At 66.6% G+C, this 18,333-nt stretch carries 16 protein-coding genes; 7 read left to right on the top strand and 9 right to left on the bottom strand.

All coding sequences use genetic code 11. The features are described from left to right. Positions 1-152 precede the first annotated feature (152 nt). Positions 153-614 carry a peroxiredoxin gene (locus EV662_RS06255; RefSeq protein WP_132461303.1) on the bottom strand — a complete coding sequence of 154 codons (462 nt, stop codon included), beginning with the start codon at positions 612-614 and terminating at the stop codon, positions 153-155. Between the two features lie 142 nt (positions 615-756). Here EV662_RS06255 and EV662_RS06250 point away from each other — a divergent pair, with 142 nt between their 5' ends. The 5 genes from EV662_RS06250 to lpdA all read left to right on the top strand — a co-directional run bounded on the left by EV662_RS06250 (position 757) and on the right by lpdA (position 8,575). Next, entirely contained in the window at positions 757-4,062 is a 3,306-nt protein-coding gene (locus tag EV662_RS06250) for a hypothetical protein (protein WP_132461302.1), read from the top strand. Then, entirely contained in the window at positions 4,059-5,147 is a 1,089-nt protein-coding gene (gene queA / locus EV662_RS06245) for a tRNA preQ1(34) S-adenosylmethionine ribosyltransferase-isomerase QueA (RefSeq protein WP_132461301.1), read from the top strand. Before EV662_RS06250 ends, queA begins: the two co-directional genes overlap by 4 nt. Before the next feature lie 52 nt (positions 5,148-5,199). Further along, complete coding sequence (locus EV662_RS06240; RefSeq protein WP_132461300.1) at positions 5,200-6,474, top strand: MFS transporter; 1,275 nt, start codon at positions 5,200-5,202, stop codon at positions 6,472-6,474. A gap of 83 nt (positions 6,475-6,557) precedes the next feature. Then, positions 6,558-7,136, top strand: a complete 579-nt coding sequence (locus EV662_RS06235; RefSeq protein WP_132461299.1) for a DUF924 family protein — start codon at positions 6,558-6,560, stop codon at positions 7,134-7,136. Positions 7,137-7,180: 44 nt separating this feature from the next. Then, complete coding sequence (gene lpdA / locus EV662_RS06230) at positions 7,181-8,575, top strand: dihydrolipoyl dehydrogenase (RefSeq protein WP_132461298.1); 1,395 nt, start codon at positions 7,181-7,183, stop codon at positions 8,573-8,575. A gap of 126 nt (positions 8,576-8,701) precedes the next feature. On the opposite strand, the gene EV662_RS06225 is transcribed toward lpdA, so the two are convergent. Continuing rightward, positions 8,702-9,076, bottom strand: coding sequence for a rhodanese-like domain-containing protein (locus tag EV662_RS06225; protein ID WP_132461297.1), 375 nt, complete (start codon positions 9,074-9,076; stop codon positions 8,702-8,704). A 179-nt stretch (positions 9,077-9,255) separates the two neighbouring features. Here EV662_RS06225 and uvrA point away from each other — a divergent pair, with 179 nt between their 5' ends. Together uvrA and EV662_RS06215 are read left to right on the top strand one after the other, a co-directional pair. Next, a complete protein-coding gene (gene uvrA, locus EV662_RS06220) occupies positions 9,256-12,114 on the top strand; it encodes an excinuclease ABC subunit UvrA (RefSeq protein WP_132461296.1) in 2,859 nt (952 codons plus the stop codon). A gap of 141 nt (positions 12,115-12,255) precedes the next feature. Then, the gene (locus EV662_RS06215) at positions 12,256-12,636 is read left to right on the top strand and encodes a hypothetical protein (RefSeq protein WP_132461295.1); all 381 of its coding nucleotides are present in this window, start codon (positions 12,256-12,258) and stop codon (positions 12,634-12,636) included. A gap of 40 nt (positions 12,637-12,676) precedes the next feature. On the opposite strand, the gene EV662_RS06210 is transcribed toward EV662_RS06215, so the two are convergent. The 7 genes from EV662_RS06210 to EV662_RS06180 form a co-directional block, all read right to left on the bottom strand. After that, on the bottom strand, positions 12,677-12,880 hold the full coding sequence (locus tag EV662_RS06210) for a YgaP family membrane protein (protein WP_132461294.1): 204 nt from the start codon (positions 12,878-12,880) through the stop codon (positions 12,677-12,679). A gap of 183 nt (positions 12,881-13,063) precedes the next feature. After that, positions 13,064-13,258, bottom strand: coding sequence for a YgaP family membrane protein (locus tag EV662_RS06205; protein ID WP_132461293.1), 195 nt, complete (start codon positions 13,256-13,258; stop codon positions 13,064-13,066). Positions 13,259-13,355: 97 nt separating this feature from the next. Continuing rightward, positions 13,356-14,015: a Crp/Fnr family transcriptional regulator gene (locus EV662_RS06200; protein ID WP_132461292.1), complete on the bottom strand. Its 660-nt coding sequence runs from the start codon at positions 14,013-14,015 to the stop codon at positions 13,356-13,358. Then, positions 14,012-14,884: a 3-hydroxyisobutyrate dehydrogenase gene (gene mmsB, locus EV662_RS06195; protein ID WP_132461291.1), complete on the bottom strand. Its 873-nt coding sequence runs from the start codon at positions 14,882-14,884 to the stop codon at positions 14,012-14,014. The genes EV662_RS06200 and mmsB overlap by 4 nt, the downstream gene beginning before the upstream one ends. After that, on the bottom strand, positions 14,881-15,927 hold the full coding sequence (locus EV662_RS06190; protein ID WP_132461290.1) for an enoyl-CoA hydratase/isomerase family protein: 1,047 nt from the start codon (positions 15,925-15,927) through the stop codon (positions 14,881-14,883). Before EV662_RS06190 ends, mmsB begins: the two co-directional genes overlap by 4 nt. Beyond that, entirely contained in the window at positions 15,924-17,069 is a 1,146-nt protein-coding gene (locus tag EV662_RS06185; RefSeq protein ID WP_132461289.1) for an acyl-CoA dehydrogenase family protein, read from the bottom strand. Before EV662_RS06185 ends, EV662_RS06190 begins: the two co-directional genes overlap by 4 nt. Positions 17,070-17,143: 74 nt before the next feature. Next, complete coding sequence (locus EV662_RS06180) at positions 17,144-18,277, bottom strand: carboxylate-amine ligase (RefSeq protein ID WP_132461288.1); 1,134 nt, start codon at positions 18,275-18,277, stop codon at positions 17,144-17,146. Positions 18,278-18,333 lie beyond the last annotated feature (56 nt).

Here is an 18,333-nt window from a genome sequence, read left to right as displayed (position 1 = left end):
TTTTTTAAGCCTTTTTACATATTTCCGGCGCGCGGACCCGCTAAATCGGGCAAGATTCCGCCGATTCCCGCGCAACGGTTGCAATCGGGCACCGGTTTCGCCCGTGGGGTGAGGGGTGTCCGCCGGCGGCGGCGAGCGCCGGGTGTGCGCGCTCAGAGCGCGCGCACCGCGTCGAGTACCTCTTCGGCATGGCCAGGGACCTTGACCTTGCGCCAGACCCGCGCGACCTGGCCCGTGCCGTCGATCAGGAAGGTAGACCGCTCGATCCCCATGTATTTCTTGCCATACATGGATTTCTCGACCCAGGTGCCGAAGCGTTCGCAGACATCGCCGTTCTCGTCCGATAGCAACGGCACCGTCAATTCATGCTTGCAGCGGAACTTGCCGTGCTTGGCGACGCTGTCCTTGGAGATGCCGAAGGCCTTGGCGCCCGCGGCTTCGAACTCGGACAAGAGGCCGGAAAAGGCGATGGCTTCCTTCGTGCAGCCCGACGTGTCATCCTTGGGGTAGAAATACAGAACCACGGGGGCGGGGCGAAGTGCCGAGAGGGTGACGTCATCGCCGCCGTCCTGGGGCAAGGTGAAATCGGGCGCGGTCTGGCCGGTATCGATCATGGGTCCTGGTATCCTTCGGGTTGGCAGGAACGCGCCAAGGGTGTAGCGCGACGCGGCACAGAATAGGCGGCGTGCGCGGGCAGGCAAGCGGGGACCCACCGCGGCGCCACGTTGCGCGGGGCCGCGGGGGCGGGCCGTCGGGATGAACGACAGGACGACAGGACCGGAAAGCCAGAACCTGGGGACCGAGCCGCACCAGCGGTTCGGGCTGTGGCTGTTGCTGAGCCTGGGCATGCTGGTCGGGTTGGCGGGCCTGGCGGGGCTGGCACTGACAGGACGGATGGTGGCGATGCCCGGCTGGGCGATCGAGCGGGTCGAGGCGCGGCTGAACAGTGCGTTCGCCCCGGTCGAGGTACGCATCGGCGGTATGGACGTGCTGGTGTCGCGCGACAGCTTGCCCGCGATCCACTTTACCGATGTCGTTGTGCTGGACGCAGCCGGCCGCGACATCGCCGCGCTGCCCGAGATCGGCGCGACGCTGTCGGGGCGTGGGCTGCTGTCCGGGCGGATCGACGTCACCCACCTGGCGCTGAGCGGGGCGGAGCTGACGCTCAGGCGCGCGCCCGACGGGCGGCTGGACCTGGCGTTGGGGGGCACCGGGGCGCCGGTCAGCGCGGCGGGCAGCCTGGGCGAGGTGCTGGACGAGATAGACCGCGCCCTCTCGTCGCCGGGCCTGGCCGCGATCCGTGGGGTCAGCATCGAGGGGCTGGGTCTGATCTTCGAAGACGCGCGGGCGGGCCGGACCTGGAATGTCGAGAACGGGCTGATGACGCTGGACCAGACCGAGGCCGAGGTTGCGGTGCGGGCGTTCTTCTCGCTGCGAGGGGCGGGCGAGGTGCCGGCGGAACTGGCCTTCGATTTCACCTCGCTCAAGGGCAGCCCGGCGGCGCGTTTCGCGGCGAACTTCTCGGACGTGGCATCCGCCGATATCGCGACCCAGTCGCCCGCGCTGGCCGCGCTGGCGCTGATCGATGCGCCGATCGCGGGGGCGATCCGTACCGAGGTCGACGCGGCCGGCACGCTGGGCCCTTTGAGCGCCGCGCTGGAAATCGGCGCGGGGGTTCTGCGCCCGGCGGGGGGCGCACCGCCGATCGGCTTTGCCGCGGGCAAGTCCTATTTCACCTACGATCCCGAGGCGCGGAGGCTGAATTTCGACCAGATCGCGCTGGATACCGCTGTCCTGCGGATGACGGCCGAAGGCCACGCCTATCTGCGCGACATGGAGGGCGGCTGGCCCGAGACGCTGATCGGGCAACTGGCCTTTCGCGAGGTCGCGCTTGACCCCGAGGGCGTGTTCGAGGCGCCGGCGGTGTTCAACGGGGGGGCGCTGGACCTGAAGCTGCGGCTTGACCCGCTCACCGCGACGCTGGGCCAGGTCGTGCTGCTGGACGGGGGGCGCAGCTATCGTGGCCGCGGGGTGGTGCGCGCGCTGCCCGAGGGGTGGGACGTGTCGGTCGATGCCGAGATCCCCGAGATCAGCGACAAGCGTCTGCTTGCGTTATGGCCGCTGAGCGTGGCGGGGAAGACCCGGGCATGGTTCGCCGAGAACGTCCTGACGAGCGAGCTTTACGACGTGCGTGCCGCACTGCGCCGCTCGCCAGACGGCCCGCCGCGGATTTCGCTGACCCATGCGTTCCGCGATGCCGAGGTGCGGGTTCTCAAGTCCTTTCCCGCGATCCGCGATGGCCGCGGCTATTCCACCATCGAAGGCCGCACCTATACCCTTTCGGTCGAGGGCGGGATGATGCCGGTGCCGGGTGCCGGGGCGGTCGATGTCACCGGTTCGACCCTGCAGGTCGCCGACGTCACCGAGAAACCCGCCAGGGCGCGGATCGTCCTGCGCACCCGCAGCACGATCGCGTCGGCGTTGGCGCTGATCGACTTGCCGCCCCTCGGGGTCACGTCGGCGGCGGGGCTTGACCCCGGCCTTGCCGAGGGCACCGCGACGCTGGAAACGCATCTTTCGCTGCCGCTACGCAAGGGTATCGAACTGGGGGATGTGGTCTACCGGGTGACGGGCGACCTGACCGGCGTGGTCTCGGAAAGGCTGGTGCCCGGGCGGCGGTTCGAGGCCGAGCGCCTGAGGCTTGGCGCCGCTGCGGATGCGGTGACGATCTCCGGTGCGGCGCGGCTGGACGGCGTCCCGCTGCGCGGCGCGTGGACGATGGTACCTGGCCAGGCGGGGGCCGGACGCAGCAGGGTGGAGGGCACGCTGGAGCTGTCTCAGGCGTTGAACGCGCAGTTCGGCATCGGTCTGCCCGATGGCAGCCTGAGCGGCCGCGCGGTGGGGCGGTTCACGGTCGAACTGGCGCCCGAGGCACCGCCGCTTTTCACGCTGGACTCCGACCTGGTGGGCCTGGCGCTTAAGGTGCCGGGGCTGGGCTGGTCCAAGCCCCAAGGCGCGGCTGGGGCACTGGAACTCGCGGGCCGCATGGGCCCGTCGCCCGCGGTCGAACGGTTGGCGGTCTCGGCGCCGGGCCTTTCGGTCGAGGGTTCGGTCGCGCTGTCCCAGGGCGGGGGGCTTGAGGCGGCGCGCCTGTCGCGTGTGCGTTTGGGCGGCTGGCTGGATGCGTCCGTTGTCTTGAGCGGGCGGGGCGCGGGGCAGGCGCCGGCGGTCGCCGTCACCGGGGGAACGGTGGACCTGCGCGCGACGTCGCTTGCAGGCGCGGGCGCTGCCCGTGGGGGCGGTGCGATCGACATCGCGCTGGACCGGCTGATCGTGAGCGACGGCATCGTGCTGTCCGGCGTTCGCGGGCGGTTGTCGGGGCAGGGCGGGATGAACGGCCAGCTATCGGCAATGCTGGAGGGCGGCGGCCCGGTCGTCGCGACGCTGGCGACCGCCTCGGGGGGCACGGCGATCCGGGTGCGCGCCGAGGACGCGGGCGCCGCGCTGCGGGGCGCGGGCGTCTACGGCCGGGCTAGTGGCGGGGCGCTCGATCTGGTGCTGCAGCCCACGGGCGCGCCGGGACGCTATGGCGGGCGGCTACGCATCGATGGGCTGCGGGTGCGCGGGACGCCGGTACTGGCCGAACTGCTCAGCGCGATCTCGGTCGTCGGGATCGCCGAACTGCTGGATGGCGAGGGGCTCATGTTTTCGGATGTCGAGGCGGAGTTCCGTTTGCTGCCCGGTGCGATCGAGGTGCAGCGCGCGAGCGCGATCGGCCCATCGCTGGGTATTTCGATGGCGGGGGTCTATGACACGCGCGGGCGCCGGATCGACATGCAGGGGGTGATCTCGCCCGTCTACTTGCTCAACTCGATCGGGTCGGTCCTGACGCGCCGGGGCGAGGGTCTGTTCGGGTTCAACTATCGGCTGACGGGGGATGCGCGCGACCCCGAGGTGGGCGTCAACCCGCTGTCGATCTTCACGCCCGGCATGTTCCGTGAGATCTTTCGCGGGCCGCCGCCCAGGGTTCAGTCGCGGCCGGGGACAGGGGACGAGGAATGAAGCTGTCGGATTTCGATTTCGACCTGCCCGACGAGTTGATCGCGACCCGGCCCGCCCGGCCGCGATCCGCGGCGCGGCTTTTGGTGGCCGAGGGCGAGCGGGTCCGCGATCTGCATGTGCGCGACCTGCCCGGCTTGCTGGGGCCGGGTGATCGGCTGGTATTGAACGACACCCGGGTGATCCCGGCGCGGCTGACGGGCACCCGCCGCCGCGAGAGTGCGCAGGGTCCGGTCGTGGCGCGGGTCGAGGTCACGCTGATGGAGCCTGCGCCGGACGGCCGGTGGCGCGCGATGGCCAAGCCGCTGCGCAAGCTGAAGCCCGGCGAAACCGTGGTCTTTTCCGAGAAGCTGTCGGCCGAGGTGGTGGCGAAGGGCACCCAGGACGTGACGCTGGCCTTCAACCTTGTTGGTGAGGATTTCGACGCCGCGCTGGCCGAGGCGGGCGCGATGCCGTTGCCGCCCTATATCGCCGCGAAACGGCCAGCCGATGCGCAGGATACCGAGGATTACCAGACCGTTTGGGCCGCACGCCCGGGTGCCGTCGCCGCGCCCACGGCCTCGCTGCATTTCGACGATGCGCTGCTGGCCGCATTGCGGGCGCGGGGTGTGAGTTTCACGCATGTCACGCTTCATGTCGGCGCGGGAACCTTCCTGCCGGTCAAGACCGACGATGTCTCGGCGCACAAGATGCATGCCGAATGGGGCGAGGTGACCGAGGCCGCTGCGGCGGAAATCAACGCGACACGGGCGGCGGGTGGGCGGATCATTCCCGTTGGCACGACGGCGCTGCGCCTGATCGAAAGCGCCGCCGACGAGGCGGGCCGCCTGCACCCCTGGGTGGGGGAGACCGATATCTTCATCCGCCCGGGCTATCGGTTCCGCATCGCCGATGCGCTGATGACCAATTTCCACCTGCCGCGATCGACCCTGATGATGCTGGTCTCGGCCTTGATGGGAACGGAAACGATACGAAAGATTTACGCCCATGCCGTTACGTCGCGCTACCGCTTCTTTTCCTATGGCGACGCCTCGCTCTTGATCCCGGCGGCGCAACCCGGCAGGCAGGGGTCGCAGACAGGCATTTGACGCGTGTCGATCTCCCCTAGACAGGGGCCAAGTACGCGAAAGGATTTGCCCCGTGTTCCAGGTCTTGACGAGCTCTTGGGCGCTGCTTCTCGGCATGTTGCTGCTGATGGTCGGCAACGGCATCCAGGGCACGTTGCTGGGGATCCGCGGCGGTATCGAAGGGTTCTCGACTTTCGAGATGTCGATCGTCATGTCAGCCTATTTCGCGGGTTTCCTGGGCGGGTCGCGGCTTGCGCCGGAACTGATCCGGCGGGTTGGCCATGTCCGAGTCTTCGCCGCGCTTGCCTCGCTGATCTCGGCGGTGCTGATCCTGTATCCGGCGTTGGCCGACCCGATCGCCTGGACCATTGGCCGGGTGCTGATCGGGTTCTGTTTCTCGGCGGTCTACGTCACCGCCGAAAGCTGGCTGAACAACGCTGCCACGAACGAGACCCGCGGCAAGGCGCTGTCGCTTTACATGATCGTGCAGATGGCCGGTATCGTCAGCGCGCAGGGCTTGCTGCTGATCGCGGACCCCGCGGGATTCATTCTGTTCATCATCCCCTCGGTGCTGGTGTCGATCTCGTTTGCGCCGATCCTGTTGTCGGTCAGCCCAACGCCGGCCTTCGAGACCACGAAACCTATGTCTCTGGCCGCGCTGGTGCGGACCTCGCCCACGGGTGCAGTTGGCATCTTCCTGATGGGTGGGGTCTACTCGGCGCTGTTCGGGATGGCCTCGGTCTATGGCACCAATGCGGGGCTCAGCGTGCCCGAAATCTCCGGCTTCATCGCGACGATCTACCTGGGCGGGCTGCTGTTGCAATATCCGATCGGCTGGTTGTCGGACCGGATGGACCGGCGCACGCTCATCCTGGCTGCAGCGGCCACCGGTGGCGCGGCGGCGGGGGCGGCGATGGCACTGGGGGGCGGGTTCGCTGGGATGCTGGTCGCGGCCTTCCTGATCGGGGGGATGTCGAACCCGCTTTACGCCCTGCTCATCGCCTATACCAACGACTATCTCGAACCCGACGACATGGCCGCGGCGTCGGGCGGGCTGATGTTCATCAACGGGGTGGGCGCGATCCTGGGGCCGATCCTGACCGGCTGGATGATGGGGATGATCGGGCCGCAGGGGTTCTTCCTTTTCGTTGCCATCCTGATGCTGTCGCTGGCGGTGTTCACCGGCTACCGGATGACCCAGCGCGCCGCGGTTCCCGTGGACGAGACCGCGTCTTATGCGCCGGTGCTGCCGACGGCCTCGCCGGTTGCGGTCGAGGTTGCCCAGGAGGTGGCGATCGAGGCCCAGCATGACGAGGCCGAGCACGCCGCCGAGGATGCGCGACCCTAGGCCGAACGGCTTGCGCCGCTGGGGTGAATCTGAAACGATCCACGGGCGTGCGGGCAGGCACGAACCGGAGCAGGAGGAAGCGGATGTCGCGCAAGGCGGAGATCATCGAGTTCTGGCTGAACGAGGTCGGCCCGGGGGGCTGGTACAAGGCCGATCCGGCGGTCGACGAGGCGATCACGACGCGCTTCAAGGGCCATTGGGAATCCGCCCATGCGGGCGAGTTTCACGATTGGCCGACCAATCCCGAGGGAGCGCTGGCTTTCCTGATCCTGACCGACCAGTTCCCGCGCAACATGTTCCGCGGTGACTGGCGGTCCTTCGCTACCGATGTGCTGGCGCGCGCCGCCTCGAAACAGGCGATCGAGCACAATTTCGACATGCGCTATCCCGAGCCCGAGCGGCAGTTCTTCTACATGCCGCTTATGCATTCGGAATGCCTGATGGACCAGGACCGCTGCGTGCGGCTGATGCTGACGCGGATGCCCGAGACCGGGGCCGACAACCTGTTGCACGCCAAGGCGCATCGTGAACTGATCCGCCGCTTCGGCCGCTTTCCATTCCGAAACGAGGCATTGCATCGCGGGTCGTCCGAGGAAGAGGTCGCCTTCCTCGAGGCGGGCGGTTACGCAGCCTGCGTGGCGGAACTGCGTGCCTCGGCCTAGGGCCCGGGCGCAACAAGCGGGACAACCTGACAGGGAGAGGCGCCATGGCCGCGCGAAACTTCGACATGATCGTGATCGGTGCGGGGCCGGGCGGCTATGTCGCCGCGATCCGGGGGGCGCAACTGGGACTGAGCGTCGCCGTTGTGGAACGCGAGCATCTGGGCGGCATCTGCCTGAACTGGGGCTGCATCCCGACCAAGGCGATGCTGCGCTCGGCCGAGGTGTTCCACCTGATGCACCGGGCCAAGGAATTCGGCCTCAATGCGGACGGGATCGGCTATGACCTTGACGCGGTGGTCAAACGCTCGCGCGGGGTGGCGAAACAACTGGCCTCGGGCGTGGGGCATCTGCTCAAGAAAAACAAGGTCACGGTGGTGATGGGTGCGGCCAGCCTGCCTGCGAGGGGCAAGGTGGCCGTAAGGACGGACGCCGGCACCGAGGAAATGTCGGCCCCGGCCATCGTGCTGGCCACCGGCGCCCGCGCGCGCGAATTGCCGGGGCTGGAACCCGACGGCAAACGGGTCTGGAACTACAAGCACGCGCTGAACCCGCCGCACATGCCCAAGAAGTTGCTGGTCATCGGCTCGGGCGCGATCGGGATCGAATTCGCCAGCTTCTTCAACACGCTGGGCGCCGAGACCACGGTGGTCGAGGTGATGGAGCGCATCCTGCCCGTCGAAGACGCCGAGATTTCCGCCTTTGCGAAGAAGCAGTTCGAAAAGCAGGGCATGACGATCCGCGAAAAGGCCACGGTGAAAAAGCTGGATCGTGGCGCGGACAAGGTCACGGCCCATGTCGAACAGGGCGGCAAGATCGAGACGATGGAGGTCGACACGGTGATATCGGCCGTGGGCATCGTCGGCAATGTCGAGGGGCTGGGGCTGGAGGCGTTGGGGGTCAAGATCGACCGCACCCATGTCGTGACTGATGAGTACTGCCGCACCGGGGTCGAGGGACTGTATGCCATCGGCGATGTCGCCGGCGCGCCGTGGCTGGCGCACAAGGCATCCCACGAGGGCGTGATGGTGGCCGAACTCGTCGCCGGCGGCCATCCTCACCCGATCAGGCCGGGGTCCATCGCCGGTTGTACCTATTGCCACCCACAGGTCGCCAGCGTCGGGCTTACCGAGGCGCGCGCGAAGGAAAAGGGGTTCGAGATCCGGGTCGGGCGTTTCCCCTTCATCGGCAATGGCAAGGCCATCGCGCTGGGGGAACCCGAGGGGCTGGTCAAGACGGTGTTCGATGCCAAGACCGGCGAGTTGCTGGGCGCGCATATGGTGGGCGCCGAGGTCACCGAACTGATCCAGGGCTATGTGGTGGGTCGGGCACTGGAGACGACCGAGGCCGAGTTGATGGAAACGGTTTTCCCGCACCCCACGCTGTCCGAGATGATGCACGAATCCGTGCTCGATGCCTGGGGGCGGGCCATCCATTTCTGACCGGACGCCGGGTGGGACGGACAACATGCCCGCCGGTTACAAGGCACGTTGGGGGATTTTCCACTTTGGGAACATCCCCCGGGTCGTATCGGTGGATACTGAGCAGAAATGCGAGGGCTTGGCGCGCTATTTGTCCACAGGCAGTTTGGCGTTCTGCCATTCGCGGAAGGCGCCCATGTTGTAGACGCGTTCGTACCCGAGCTTTTTCATGATCCGTCCAGCCATCAGCGACCGCGCCCCGTTCTCGCAATACAGCACGAAAACCTTCGACGGGTCGAACGCGGGGTCGAAATGCTTGCTTGCCGGGTTCGCCTTGTGCCGCATGTAGGGCAGTTCGACATGCAGCGCGTTCCGCGCCTTGCCGGTCCGCGCGATTTCATGCGCGGCGCGCACGTCGAGCAACACGACCTCGCCGCGTTCGGCGGCTTCGGCGGCATCCTTGGCGGACATGCGCTCGACATTCGGATAGATGCGGGTGATCAGGTCGAAAGCCTTGAACATAGTGGCGCGCTCCTCATGGGGTGGCTTCGCGGCGACTATATGCAGCGTGGGCACGATTGTGAAAGGCCGTTGCGGTCGCACGGGGCCGCACCGCAGATGTTCGCGGAAGGTTCCGCAATTCCAGTTGGGAATCGCGCGGCGCTCCTCTATGTGTAGGATTGGTTTTCCCGGGGGCAGACATGGCCGAGATGAAACGCATCGAGGTGCGCGGCGCGCGCGAGCACAATCTCAAGAATGTCGATGTGGACATTCCCCGCGACACGCTGACGGTCATCACCGGGCTGTCGGGATCGGGCAAGTCCAGCCTCGCCTTCGACACGATCTATGCCGAAGGTCAGCGGCGTTATGTCGAGTCGCTGTCGGCTTATGCACGGCAGTTCCTGGACATGATGGAAAAGCCCGATGTGGATCACATCAGCGGCCTGTCCCCCGCCATTTCCATCGAGCAGAAGACGACCTCGAAAAACCCGCGGTCGACGGTCGGCACGGTGACGGAAATCTATGACTACTTGCGGCTTCTCTTTGCCCGCGCCGGTACGCCCTATTCGCCTGCGACCGGCCTGCCCATCGAGGCCCAGCAGGTGCAGGACATGGTGGACCGCGTCATGGCGATGGAGGAGGGCACCCGCGCCTATCTGCTGGCGCCCATTGTCCGCGACCGCAAGGGCGAGTACCGCAAGGAATTCATCGAGCTTCGCAAGCAGGGCTTTCAGCGTGTAAAGGTGGATGGGGAATTCCACGATCTCGACACGCCGCCGACGCTGGACAAGAAATTCCGCCACGACATCGACGTCGTCGTCGACCGGATCGTCGTGAAAGAGGGGATCGAGACGCGGCTGGCCGACAGCTTCCGCACCGCGCTGGACCTGGCCGACGGGATCGCCGTTCTGGAAACCGCGCCGAAAGAGGGCGACCCGGAACGCCATACCTTCAGCGAGAATTTCGCCTGTCCCGTCTCGGGCTTCACCATCCCGGAAATCGAGCCGCGGCTGTTTTCCTTCAACGCGCCCTATGGCGCCTGTCCCGACTGCGATGGGCTGGGGGTCGAGCTGTTCTTTGACGAACGGCTCGTGGTGCCGGATGCCGCGCTGACTGTTTATGACGGGGCCATCGCGCCCTGGCGCAAAGGCAAGTCGCCCTATTTTCGCCAGACCATCGAGGCCATTGCACGCCATTACGAGTTCGACAAGGACACGCCGTGGAAGGACCTGCCCGCCCATGTGCAACAGGTGTTTCTGTATGGCTCGGGCGACGAGGAAATCCCGTTCCGCTATGACGAGGGCGGGCGCATCTACAACGTGACGCGGCCCTTCGAAGGGGTGATTCCCAACATGGAACGGCGTTATCGCGAGACCGACAGCGCCTGGATCCGCGAGGAGTTCGAGCGCTATCAGAACAACCGGTCCTGCCACAGCTGCGGCGGTCACCGGCTGAAGCCCGAGGCATTGGCGGTCAAGATCGGCGGGCTGCATGTCGGCGAGGTCGTGCAGATGTCGATCCGCGAAGCGCTGGCTTGGGTCGAGGGCGCGCCGGACAGCCTGAGCAAGCAGAAGAACGAGATCGCGCGGGCGATCCTGAAGGAAATCCGCGAGCGACTTGGGTTCCTCAACAATGTCGGACTGGAATACCTGACGCTAAGCCGCAATGCCGGCACGCTGTCGGGTGGCGAAAGCCAGCGGATCCGCCTAGCCAGCCAGATCGGCAGCGGGTTGACCGGCGTTCTGTACGTGCTGGACGAACCCTCCATCGGGCTGCACCAGCGTGACAACGGACGGCTGTTGCAGACGCTGAAGAACCTGCGCGACCAGGGCAACACGGTGATCGTGGTCGAGCATGACGAAGAGGCGATCCGCGAGGCCGATTACGTGCTGGACCTCGGACCCGGGGCAGGGGTGCATGGCGGTGTGGTGGTCAGTCGCGGGACGCCGGCCGAGATCATGGCCGATGCCGCCTCGGTGACGGGGCAGTACCTGTCGGGCACGCGCGAGATCGCGGTGCCTGCCGAACGCCGCCCTGGCAACAAGAAAAAGATCACCGTGGTCAAGGCCTCCGGCAACAACCTGCAGAATGTGACGGTGGATTTTCCGCTGGGCAAGTTCGTCTGCGTCACGGGTGTCTCGGGCGGTGGCAAGTCCACGTTGACCATCGAGACGCTGTTCAAGACCGCCAGCATGCGTCTGAACGGCGCACGCCAGACCCCCGCACCCTGCGAGACGATCAAGGGGCTGGAACATCTGGACAAGGTGATCGATATCGACCAGCGCCCCATCGGGCGTACGCCCCGGTCGAACCCCGCGACCTATACCGGCGCCTTCACCCCGATCCGTGACTGGTTTGCCGGCCTGCCCGAGGCCAAGGCGCGCGGCTACAAGCCCGGTCGCTTCAGCTTCAACGTCAAGGGGGGGCGTTGCGAGGCCTGCCAGGGCGACGGCGTCATCAAGATCGAGATGCACTTCCTGCCCGATGTCTATGTGACTTGCGAAACCTGCAAGGGGCACCGCTACAACCGCGAGACGCTTGAGATCAAGTTCAAGGGCAAGTCCATCGCCGACGTGCTGGAGATGACGGTCGAGGACGCGCAAGACTTCTTCAAGGCGGTGCCCGCGATCCGCGAAAAGATGGATGCGTTGGTGCGAGTTGGCCTTGGCTATATCAAGGTGGGCCAGCAGGCCACGACCCTGTCGGGCGGAGAGGCCCAGCGGGTCAAGCTGTCGAAAGAGTTGTCGAAACGCGCCACGGGACGGACGCTTTACATCCTCGACGAACCGACTACGGGGCTGCACTTCGAGGACGTGCGGAAACTGCTGGAGGTGCTGCACGAACTGGTCGAGCAGGGCAACACGGTCGTGGTGATCGAGCACAACCTGGATGTCATCAAGACCGCCGACTGGATCATCGACATTGGTCCCGAGGGTGGCGACGGGGGCGGAACCATCGTCGCCGAAGGTACCCCCGAAGAGGTGGCCGAGGTCGAGCGCAGCCATACAGGGCGCTATCTCAAGGACATGCTGAAACCGCGCAAGGTGGCTGCGGAATAGCCGTGCGGGCACCTTTGGCGGAAGGCGCGGTTTGACGTAACTGGGGCGACGATGATCGGGCAGGGTTCGGCCCCGCGAGCGCCTGATTTACGCCTTTGCCACCCGCTAGAATACCGAAATCCCGTAGTTTAGGTCCAGCCGATGTTCCGCGCCGTCGTTTTTGCCTGTCTCGCCGGTCTTTCCGCCGAACCTGCCTTGGCTGGCCAGCGCGCCACGAGCGAAAGCCTCGTGGACTGTGCGGCGCTTTTGACCATTCCGGCGCGTGCCTATCCCGACCGCGCCGCCGCGCAACCCGGAGGCGGGCTGTCTGCCGTGGCCGAGGCGTTCCTCGATGGTGCCGAAGGATGCGCCGCCGCCGAGGGGCACGCCGCCCCCGATGCGCATATCGCGGCGCTGTTCCAGCGCAAGGCGGCGCTTTGGGACGGGCGGGGGATGGGGTTCACGGTCACCGAGGATTTCCGCGACTGGATGGTCTATTGCCGCGATCTGGCCGGCAGGCTGGACATCCCGCTGGGGCGGTGATCGGCGGGCGCAGGTTTTTGCACCCGCCGGGCGGATTGCGTCAGCTGGTCTTGCAGGTGCTGATGCCGAAGATCGAATAGGCCGGGCAGGTCGACATCACGCCGGTGATCAGCGGGATCACGCCGATAAGGTAGAGGTAGCGCCAGGCCGACTCGCTGTCGTTCAGGAAGAACCCGGCGATCAGGCCGAGGCCGACCACGATCCGTGCGATCCGGTCGACGGTGCCAACGTTCTTTGCAAACATGGTCTTTTTCCCCTGTGATGCGGCAGGCCGGCCATCCGGTCCGCCATGGCTGCGATGCCCGTAATATGGCATGGCGCCGCGATTCAGTCACGGCGCCATGAAACCAATCCGGCGACAGGGAGAGGGGAGACAGGGTGCAGGCGGGGCCGTGACCCCGCCTGCGGCCGGATCAATGCGCCGGCGTCACTTGGTCGGGCAGGTGTTCAGGCCGATCAGGTTGTAAAGCGGGCAGCTGGACATCAGACCGGTGACCAGCGGCACGATGCCGATCAGCCAAAGCGGGCTCGGGTCGGTCATGAACGCCCAGATCAGCAGCATCATGGCGCCACCGCCGATACGGGCCATGCGGTCGATGCCGCCGACATTTTTCTTGAACATGGGACTTCCTCCGATGAAGTGGAAAGCATTGCGCCCGACTCGCTCGGGCGGTGTGAGAACACAGTGCCGTATGCCGCCAGGTCCGTCTGTGACAGTGTCACGCAGCCCCGTCGGTCGCCGCGATCCGGGCCAGCCCGGCCTGGTCATCGAGCGTGACAACGCCGCGGTCCAGGCGCACCAGCCCGGCCTTGGCCAAGGCATCCAGGCGACGCGAGACGACTTCGCGCGCGGTGCCGATCCGGGTCGCGATCTCCTGGTGGGTGGCATGCACCGCGCCGGCCTCTGCATTGGCCAGCAGGTCCGCGGCAAGGCGGCTTTCGACCTTCTGGAAGGCCACCCGCTCCAGCAGCGCCATGATGGACTGCATCCGCGTTGCGAAGGCGCTGAAGACGAAGCGGCGGAAAACCTGAGACTTGTCCATCATCGACAGGAACAGCTCGCGCGGGACCAGCACCGCCTCGCAATCGGTGACAGTGATCGCCTCGCCCGTGTAATCCTCGCCACCCAGCAGGCCAAGGGTGGACTGGACGCAGGATTGCCCGGGCTCGATCGCGTAAAGCAGGATTTCCCGTCCCGTCGGCCCGACAAGAAACACCTCGACCCGCCCCGAGATCAGCATGGTGAAGCCGCGCGCCGCCTCGCCGGGGCAGAACAGCACCTTGCCCTTTGGCAGCCGCATGACCGGCAGACCCTCCAGCCGGGCGGCGATGCCCGGTTCCAACCCTTCCAGCCCCTGGGCGCGCGCGGTCCAGTTCATCCGCGGCCCCGCTTTTCGAAACGGGGCAGCATCGCTGAGAAATCCTTGCCCTTGCCATCCTCGTCCTCGACGAAGGCGGCGTAGAGTTCGGCCGCGCGCGCGCCCATGGGCGTGTCGGCATCGGCCGCCTCGGCGGCCTGTTGCGACAGGCGCAGATCCTTCAGCATCAGCTCGGCGGCGAAACCGGGCTTGTAGCCGTTGTCGGCGGGGCTTTGCGGCCCGACGCCGGGGGCCGGGCAATAGGCGTTCATCGTCCAGCTGTAACCGGACGAGGTCGAGACCACGTCGAACATCTTTTTGCGGTCAAGCCCCAGCTTGTCGGCCAGAGCGAAGGCCTCGCAGGTGACGATCATCGTCGCGCCGAGGATCATGTTGTTGCAGATCTTGGCGGCCTGCCCGGCACCCGAAGCGCCGCAATGGACCGCCTTCTGGCCCATCACGTCGAACAGCGGGCGCACCTTCTCGAACGCCGCCTCACTGCCGCCGGCCATGAAGGTCAGCGTGCCGGCCGCAGCCCCGCCCACGCCGCCCGACACCGGCGCATCGACCGCCATGATACCCGCAGTTTCGGCCTCGGCGGCGACGGCGCGGGCGCTTTCGACATCGACGGTGGAACAATCCAGCAGCACCGCGCCCTTGTCCATGATCGGAAGCACCTCGGCGGCGACGCTGCGCAGGATCGCGCCATTGGGCAGCATGGTGATGACCACGTCGCGGCCGGCCGCGGCCTCGGCGGCGCTGGCCGCCGGGCTCACGCCCTCGGGGCAGGGCGCGGCCAGGTCGAAGCCCGTCACCTCGTGGCCCGCGCGGGCGAGGTTGCCTGCCATGGGCGCGCCCATGTTTCCCAGACCGATGAAGCCCACCTTCATGTCCGTTCCTCCTCCAGCTTGAGTTCGTCGTTGCCCAGCGGCGCCAGCATGTCCGATACGTCGGCCTGTGGAACCGAGGTCAGGTCCGGGTGGCGCCAGGCGGGGCTTTTGTCCTTGTCGATGATCGCCGCACGGATGCCTTCGAGGAAATCCGAGTGTTCTGGCGCGCGGTGGGTGAACCGGTATTCCAGCGCCAGCGCGTCGCGGATCGTCGAGTCGGGACCCAGCCGGTGCTGCATCTCGATGGCGCAGGCGATGGCCAGCGGACTGCCGCGCGACAGCCGGTTCAGCGCGTCCTCTGCGAAGGGCGAGCCATCCGCGCGCAAGGCGTCTATCACCCCTTGCAAGGTTTCGGCGGCGAAAAGCCTGTCGACCTGCGGCTGCAGGTCGCGCAGTTCGCCCGCCGGCGCGGACATGGCGGCGCGGTCGACAGAGCGCGCATCGCCCGTCGTCACCAGTTCGGCAATCAGATCGGGCCAGCGCGCCTCGGGCAGGTAATGATCGGCAAAGCCCGCGTGGATCGCATCGCCCGGCCCCATCCGGCGGCCCGTGGTGCCCAGGTATTCCCCCAGCCGTCCCGGTGCCTGCGCCAGGATCAGCGACCCGCCCACATCGGGCACCAGTCCGATCCCGCATTCCGGCATCGCCACCTGGCTGGTTTCACCGACCACCCGGTGGCTGCCATGACAGCCCACGCCCACGCCGCCGCCCATGGTGAAGCCCTGCATAAGGCTGACCACCGGTTTCGGGTATTCGGCGATCTTGGCATTCATACGGTATTCGTCGCGCCAGAATTTCTGGCCATAGGCAAAGTCGCCCCTGGTGCCGGTGTCGTACATCACCGCGATGTCGCCGCCCGCACAGAAGGCCCGGTCGCCCGCCGCGTCGATCAGCACCAGCGCGACGGCGTCATCCTGCCGCCATTGATCCAGCGCCGCCTCGATCGCAAGGCACATCTCGTAGGTCAGCGCGTTCAGCGCCTTGGGCCGGTTCAGGGTGATCCGGCCCGCGCGGCACTCGACGCGGATCTCGATATCGCTCATCCACGCGCCTCCAGCATCTGCCGAGCCACGATCAGGCGCATGATCTCGTTGGTGCCTTCCAGGATTTGGTGGACCCGCAGGTCGCGCACGATCTTCTCGATTCCGTAATCGGCAAGGTAGCCATAGCCGCCATGCAACTGAAGGCATTGGTCGGCCACGCGCGAACCTGCCTCGGTCACGAATTTCTTGGCCATGGCGCAGAATTTCGTGGCGTCGGGCGCGCCCTGGTCGAGCTTCCACGCCGCCTGGCGCAAGAAGGTGCGGGCGGCCTGCAATTCGATCTCGGCATCGGCCAGCCGGAACTGCAGTGCCTGAAACTGGTCGATGGGTTTGCCGAACGCCTTGCGCTCGCCCATATACGCAAGGGTCGCGTCCAATGCGGACTGTGCCGCCCCAAGGGAACAGGCGGCAATGTTCAACCGCCCGCCATCGAGTCCCATCATCGCGTACTTGAAGCCCTGGCCTTCGTCGCCCAGCAGGTTCGCAGCGGGCACGGCGCAGCCGTCGAACTGAACCTGCCGCGTGGGTTGCGCGCGCCAGCCCATCTTGTCCTCCAGCCCGCCGAACGACAGGCCCGGGGCGCCGTCTTCGACCACCAGGGCCGAAATGCCCTTCGGACCTTCCGCGCCTGTGCGTGCCATGACGATGTAGGCGTCCGAATAGCCGCCGCCCGAGATGAACGCCTTGGTGCCGGTCAGGCTGTAGCCCTCGTTGGTACGCGCGGCGCGGGTTTTCAGCGCCGCCGCGTCCGAACCCGAACCGGGCTCGGTCAGGCAGTAGGACAGCACCGTTTCCATCGGGATCGCGGGGGCGAGAATGCGCGCCTTCAGGTCATCCGATCCGAATGCGTCCAGCATCCTGGCGCACATGTTGTGGATCGACAGGAAGGCCGCGACCGAGGGACAGGCCATGCTGAGCGCCTCGAAGACCAGCGTCGCATCCAGCCGCGTCAACCCGGCACCGCCCGACGCTTCGCTGACGTAAAGCCCGCCAAAGCCCAGCGCGCCCAGCTTGGGCCACAACTCCTTTGGGATCGTCCCGGTCTTTTCCCAGCCGAGCGCGTGCGGGGCGATTTCCTCGGCGCCGAAGCTGCGCGCCATGTCGAAGATCGCCGCCTGTTCCTCGCTCAGTGCGAAATCCATCGTTCACCCCCCGAAGTTATTGAACGCGCGTTCATGTGGCAGACAGCCCCCCCCGATGGCAAGAGGGGCGCGCGTCACAAATCGGCGTTGTATTCCTCGATCAGCGAATGGATCACCGCGCGCACTGCCCCTTCGCGGTCGGCACCGCCCTCGAGTGCCGCAGCGTGAACCTGGCGCTGGCGGTCGGCGGATGTGCCTTGGGCGATCACATCGCGCGCGGCGTGAACCTCGTTCAAACAGCCAAGGATCGCGGCATCGGGTTCGACGAAGGTCACCAGTTCGTCCAGCAGTTCGGCGAAGGGCACCAGCTCCTTGCGGCCGAAATCGATCAGCCCCTCGTTCACGCCATAGCGTTGCGCCCGCCAGCGGTTCTCGCCCACAAGGAAGCGTTCATAGACCCGCCAGCGCTGGTTCAGACCGGCCAGCCGCCACAGCATCCGGGTGATGCATTGCGTCAGTGCAGCGATGGACAGCGTGTGTTCGAGGCGGGGTGAGACATCGCAGATGCGCGTTTCCAACGTCGGGAACCGGGCCGAGGGGCGCAGGTCCCACCAGATCTTGGTCGCATCCTCGATCAGGCCCAGCTTTACCAGCGCGTCCACGGATCGATCGTAGTCCGACCAGCTTTCGAAGCGCGGCGGCAAGCCGGTGCGGGGCAGGTTGTCGAACACCGTCAGCCGATACGAGGCAAGCCCCGTATCCACCCCCTGCCAGAACGGCGAGGAGGTCGACATCGCCAGCAGATGCGGCAGGAAATAGGACAGCTGCGCCATCAGGTCGATCCGCTGATCGGGATCGGGTATGCCGACATGGACATGCATCCCGCAAATCAGCATCCGACGCGCGACGCCCGCCAGCGCTCGTTCCAGGTCGTTATACCGGTCCTTGTCCGTGTGGTGCTGTTCCTTCCAGTCGGCCACCGGGTGACAAGAGACGGCGATCGGCGCCAGCCCGTGGGTCGCGGCATGTTTCGCCACCGTGGCGCGCAGCCGGCGCAGGTCGTCGCGGGCCTGGCCAATATCGCGGCAGACCCGTGTGCCCACCTCGATCTGGCATTGCAGGAACTCGGGCGTCACCTGTGTGCCAAGATCGGCCATGCAGGCCTCCATCAACGCCTTGGGCGCCTCGACCAGCGCGCAGGTGTCGGTGTCGACGAGAAGGTATTCCTCCTCGATGCCGATGGTGAAGTCGGGCGCGCTGGCGCTCATCGGGGCCTCCGGAGGTAGCGGACCGATCCATTGTCAGCAGGAAAATCCCGCGGCGG

Origin of the sequence: Rhodovulum marinum, from assembly GCF_004343075.1 — a bacterium.
Classification (GTDB): domain Bacteria; phylum Pseudomonadota; class Alphaproteobacteria; order Rhodobacterales; family Rhodobacteraceae; genus Rhodovulum; species Rhodovulum marinum.
This window is presented reverse-complemented; position numbering and strand designations above follow the sequence as displayed.

Coding starts and splice junctions, on each gene's coding strand:
- EV662_RS06225 (WP_132461297.1), bottom strand. CDS start 9,076: ATGTTCAAGGCTTTCGACCTGATCACCCGCATCTATCCGAATGTCGAG.
- EV662_RS06200 (WP_132461292.1), bottom strand. CDS start 14,015: ATGAACTGGACCGCGCGCGCCCAGGGGCTGGAAGGGTTGGAACCGGGC.
- EV662_RS06235 (WP_132461299.1), top strand. CDS start 6,558: ATGTCGCGCAAGGCGGAGATCATCGAGTTCTGGCTGAACGAGGTCGGC.
- EV662_RS06255 (WP_132461303.1), bottom strand. CDS start 614: ATGATCGATACCGGCCAGACCGCGCCCGATTTCACCTTGCCCCAGGAC.
- queA (WP_132461301.1), top strand. CDS start 4,059: ATGAAGCTGTCGGATTTCGATTTCGACCTGCCCGACGAGTTGATCGCG.
- EV662_RS06215 (WP_132461295.1), top strand. CDS start 12,256: ATGTTCCGCGCCGTCGTTTTTGCCTGTCTCGCCGGTCTTTCCGCCGAA.
- EV662_RS06185 (WP_132461289.1), bottom strand. CDS start 17,069: ATGGATTTCGCACTGAGCGAGGAACAGGCGGCGATCTTCGACATGGCG.
- mmsB (WP_132461291.1), bottom strand. CDS start 14,884: ATGAAGGTGGGCTTCATCGGTCTGGGAAACATGGGCGCGCCCATGGCA.
- EV662_RS06210 (WP_132461294.1), bottom strand. CDS start 12,880: ATGTTTGCAAAGAACGTTGGCACCGTCGACCGGATCGCACGGATCGTG.
- EV662_RS06250 (WP_132461302.1), top strand. CDS start 757: ATGAACGACAGGACGACAGGACCGGAAAGCCAGAACCTGGGGACCGAG.
- EV662_RS06190 (WP_132461290.1), bottom strand. CDS start 15,927: ATGAGCGATATCGAGATCCGCGTCGAGTGCCGCGCGGGCCGGATCACC.
- uvrA (WP_132461296.1), top strand. CDS start 9,256: ATGGCCGAGATGAAACGCATCGAGGTGCGCGGCGCGCGCGAGCACAAT.
- lpdA (WP_132461298.1), top strand. CDS start 7,181: ATGGCCGCGCGAAACTTCGACATGATCGTGATCGGTGCGGGGCCGGGC.
- EV662_RS06180 (WP_132461288.1), bottom strand. CDS start 18,277: ATGAGCGCCAGCGCGCCCGACTTCACCATCGGCATCGAGGAGGAATAC.
- EV662_RS06205 (WP_132461293.1), bottom strand. CDS start 13,258: ATGTTCAAGAAAAATGTCGGCGGCATCGACCGCATGGCCCGTATCGGC.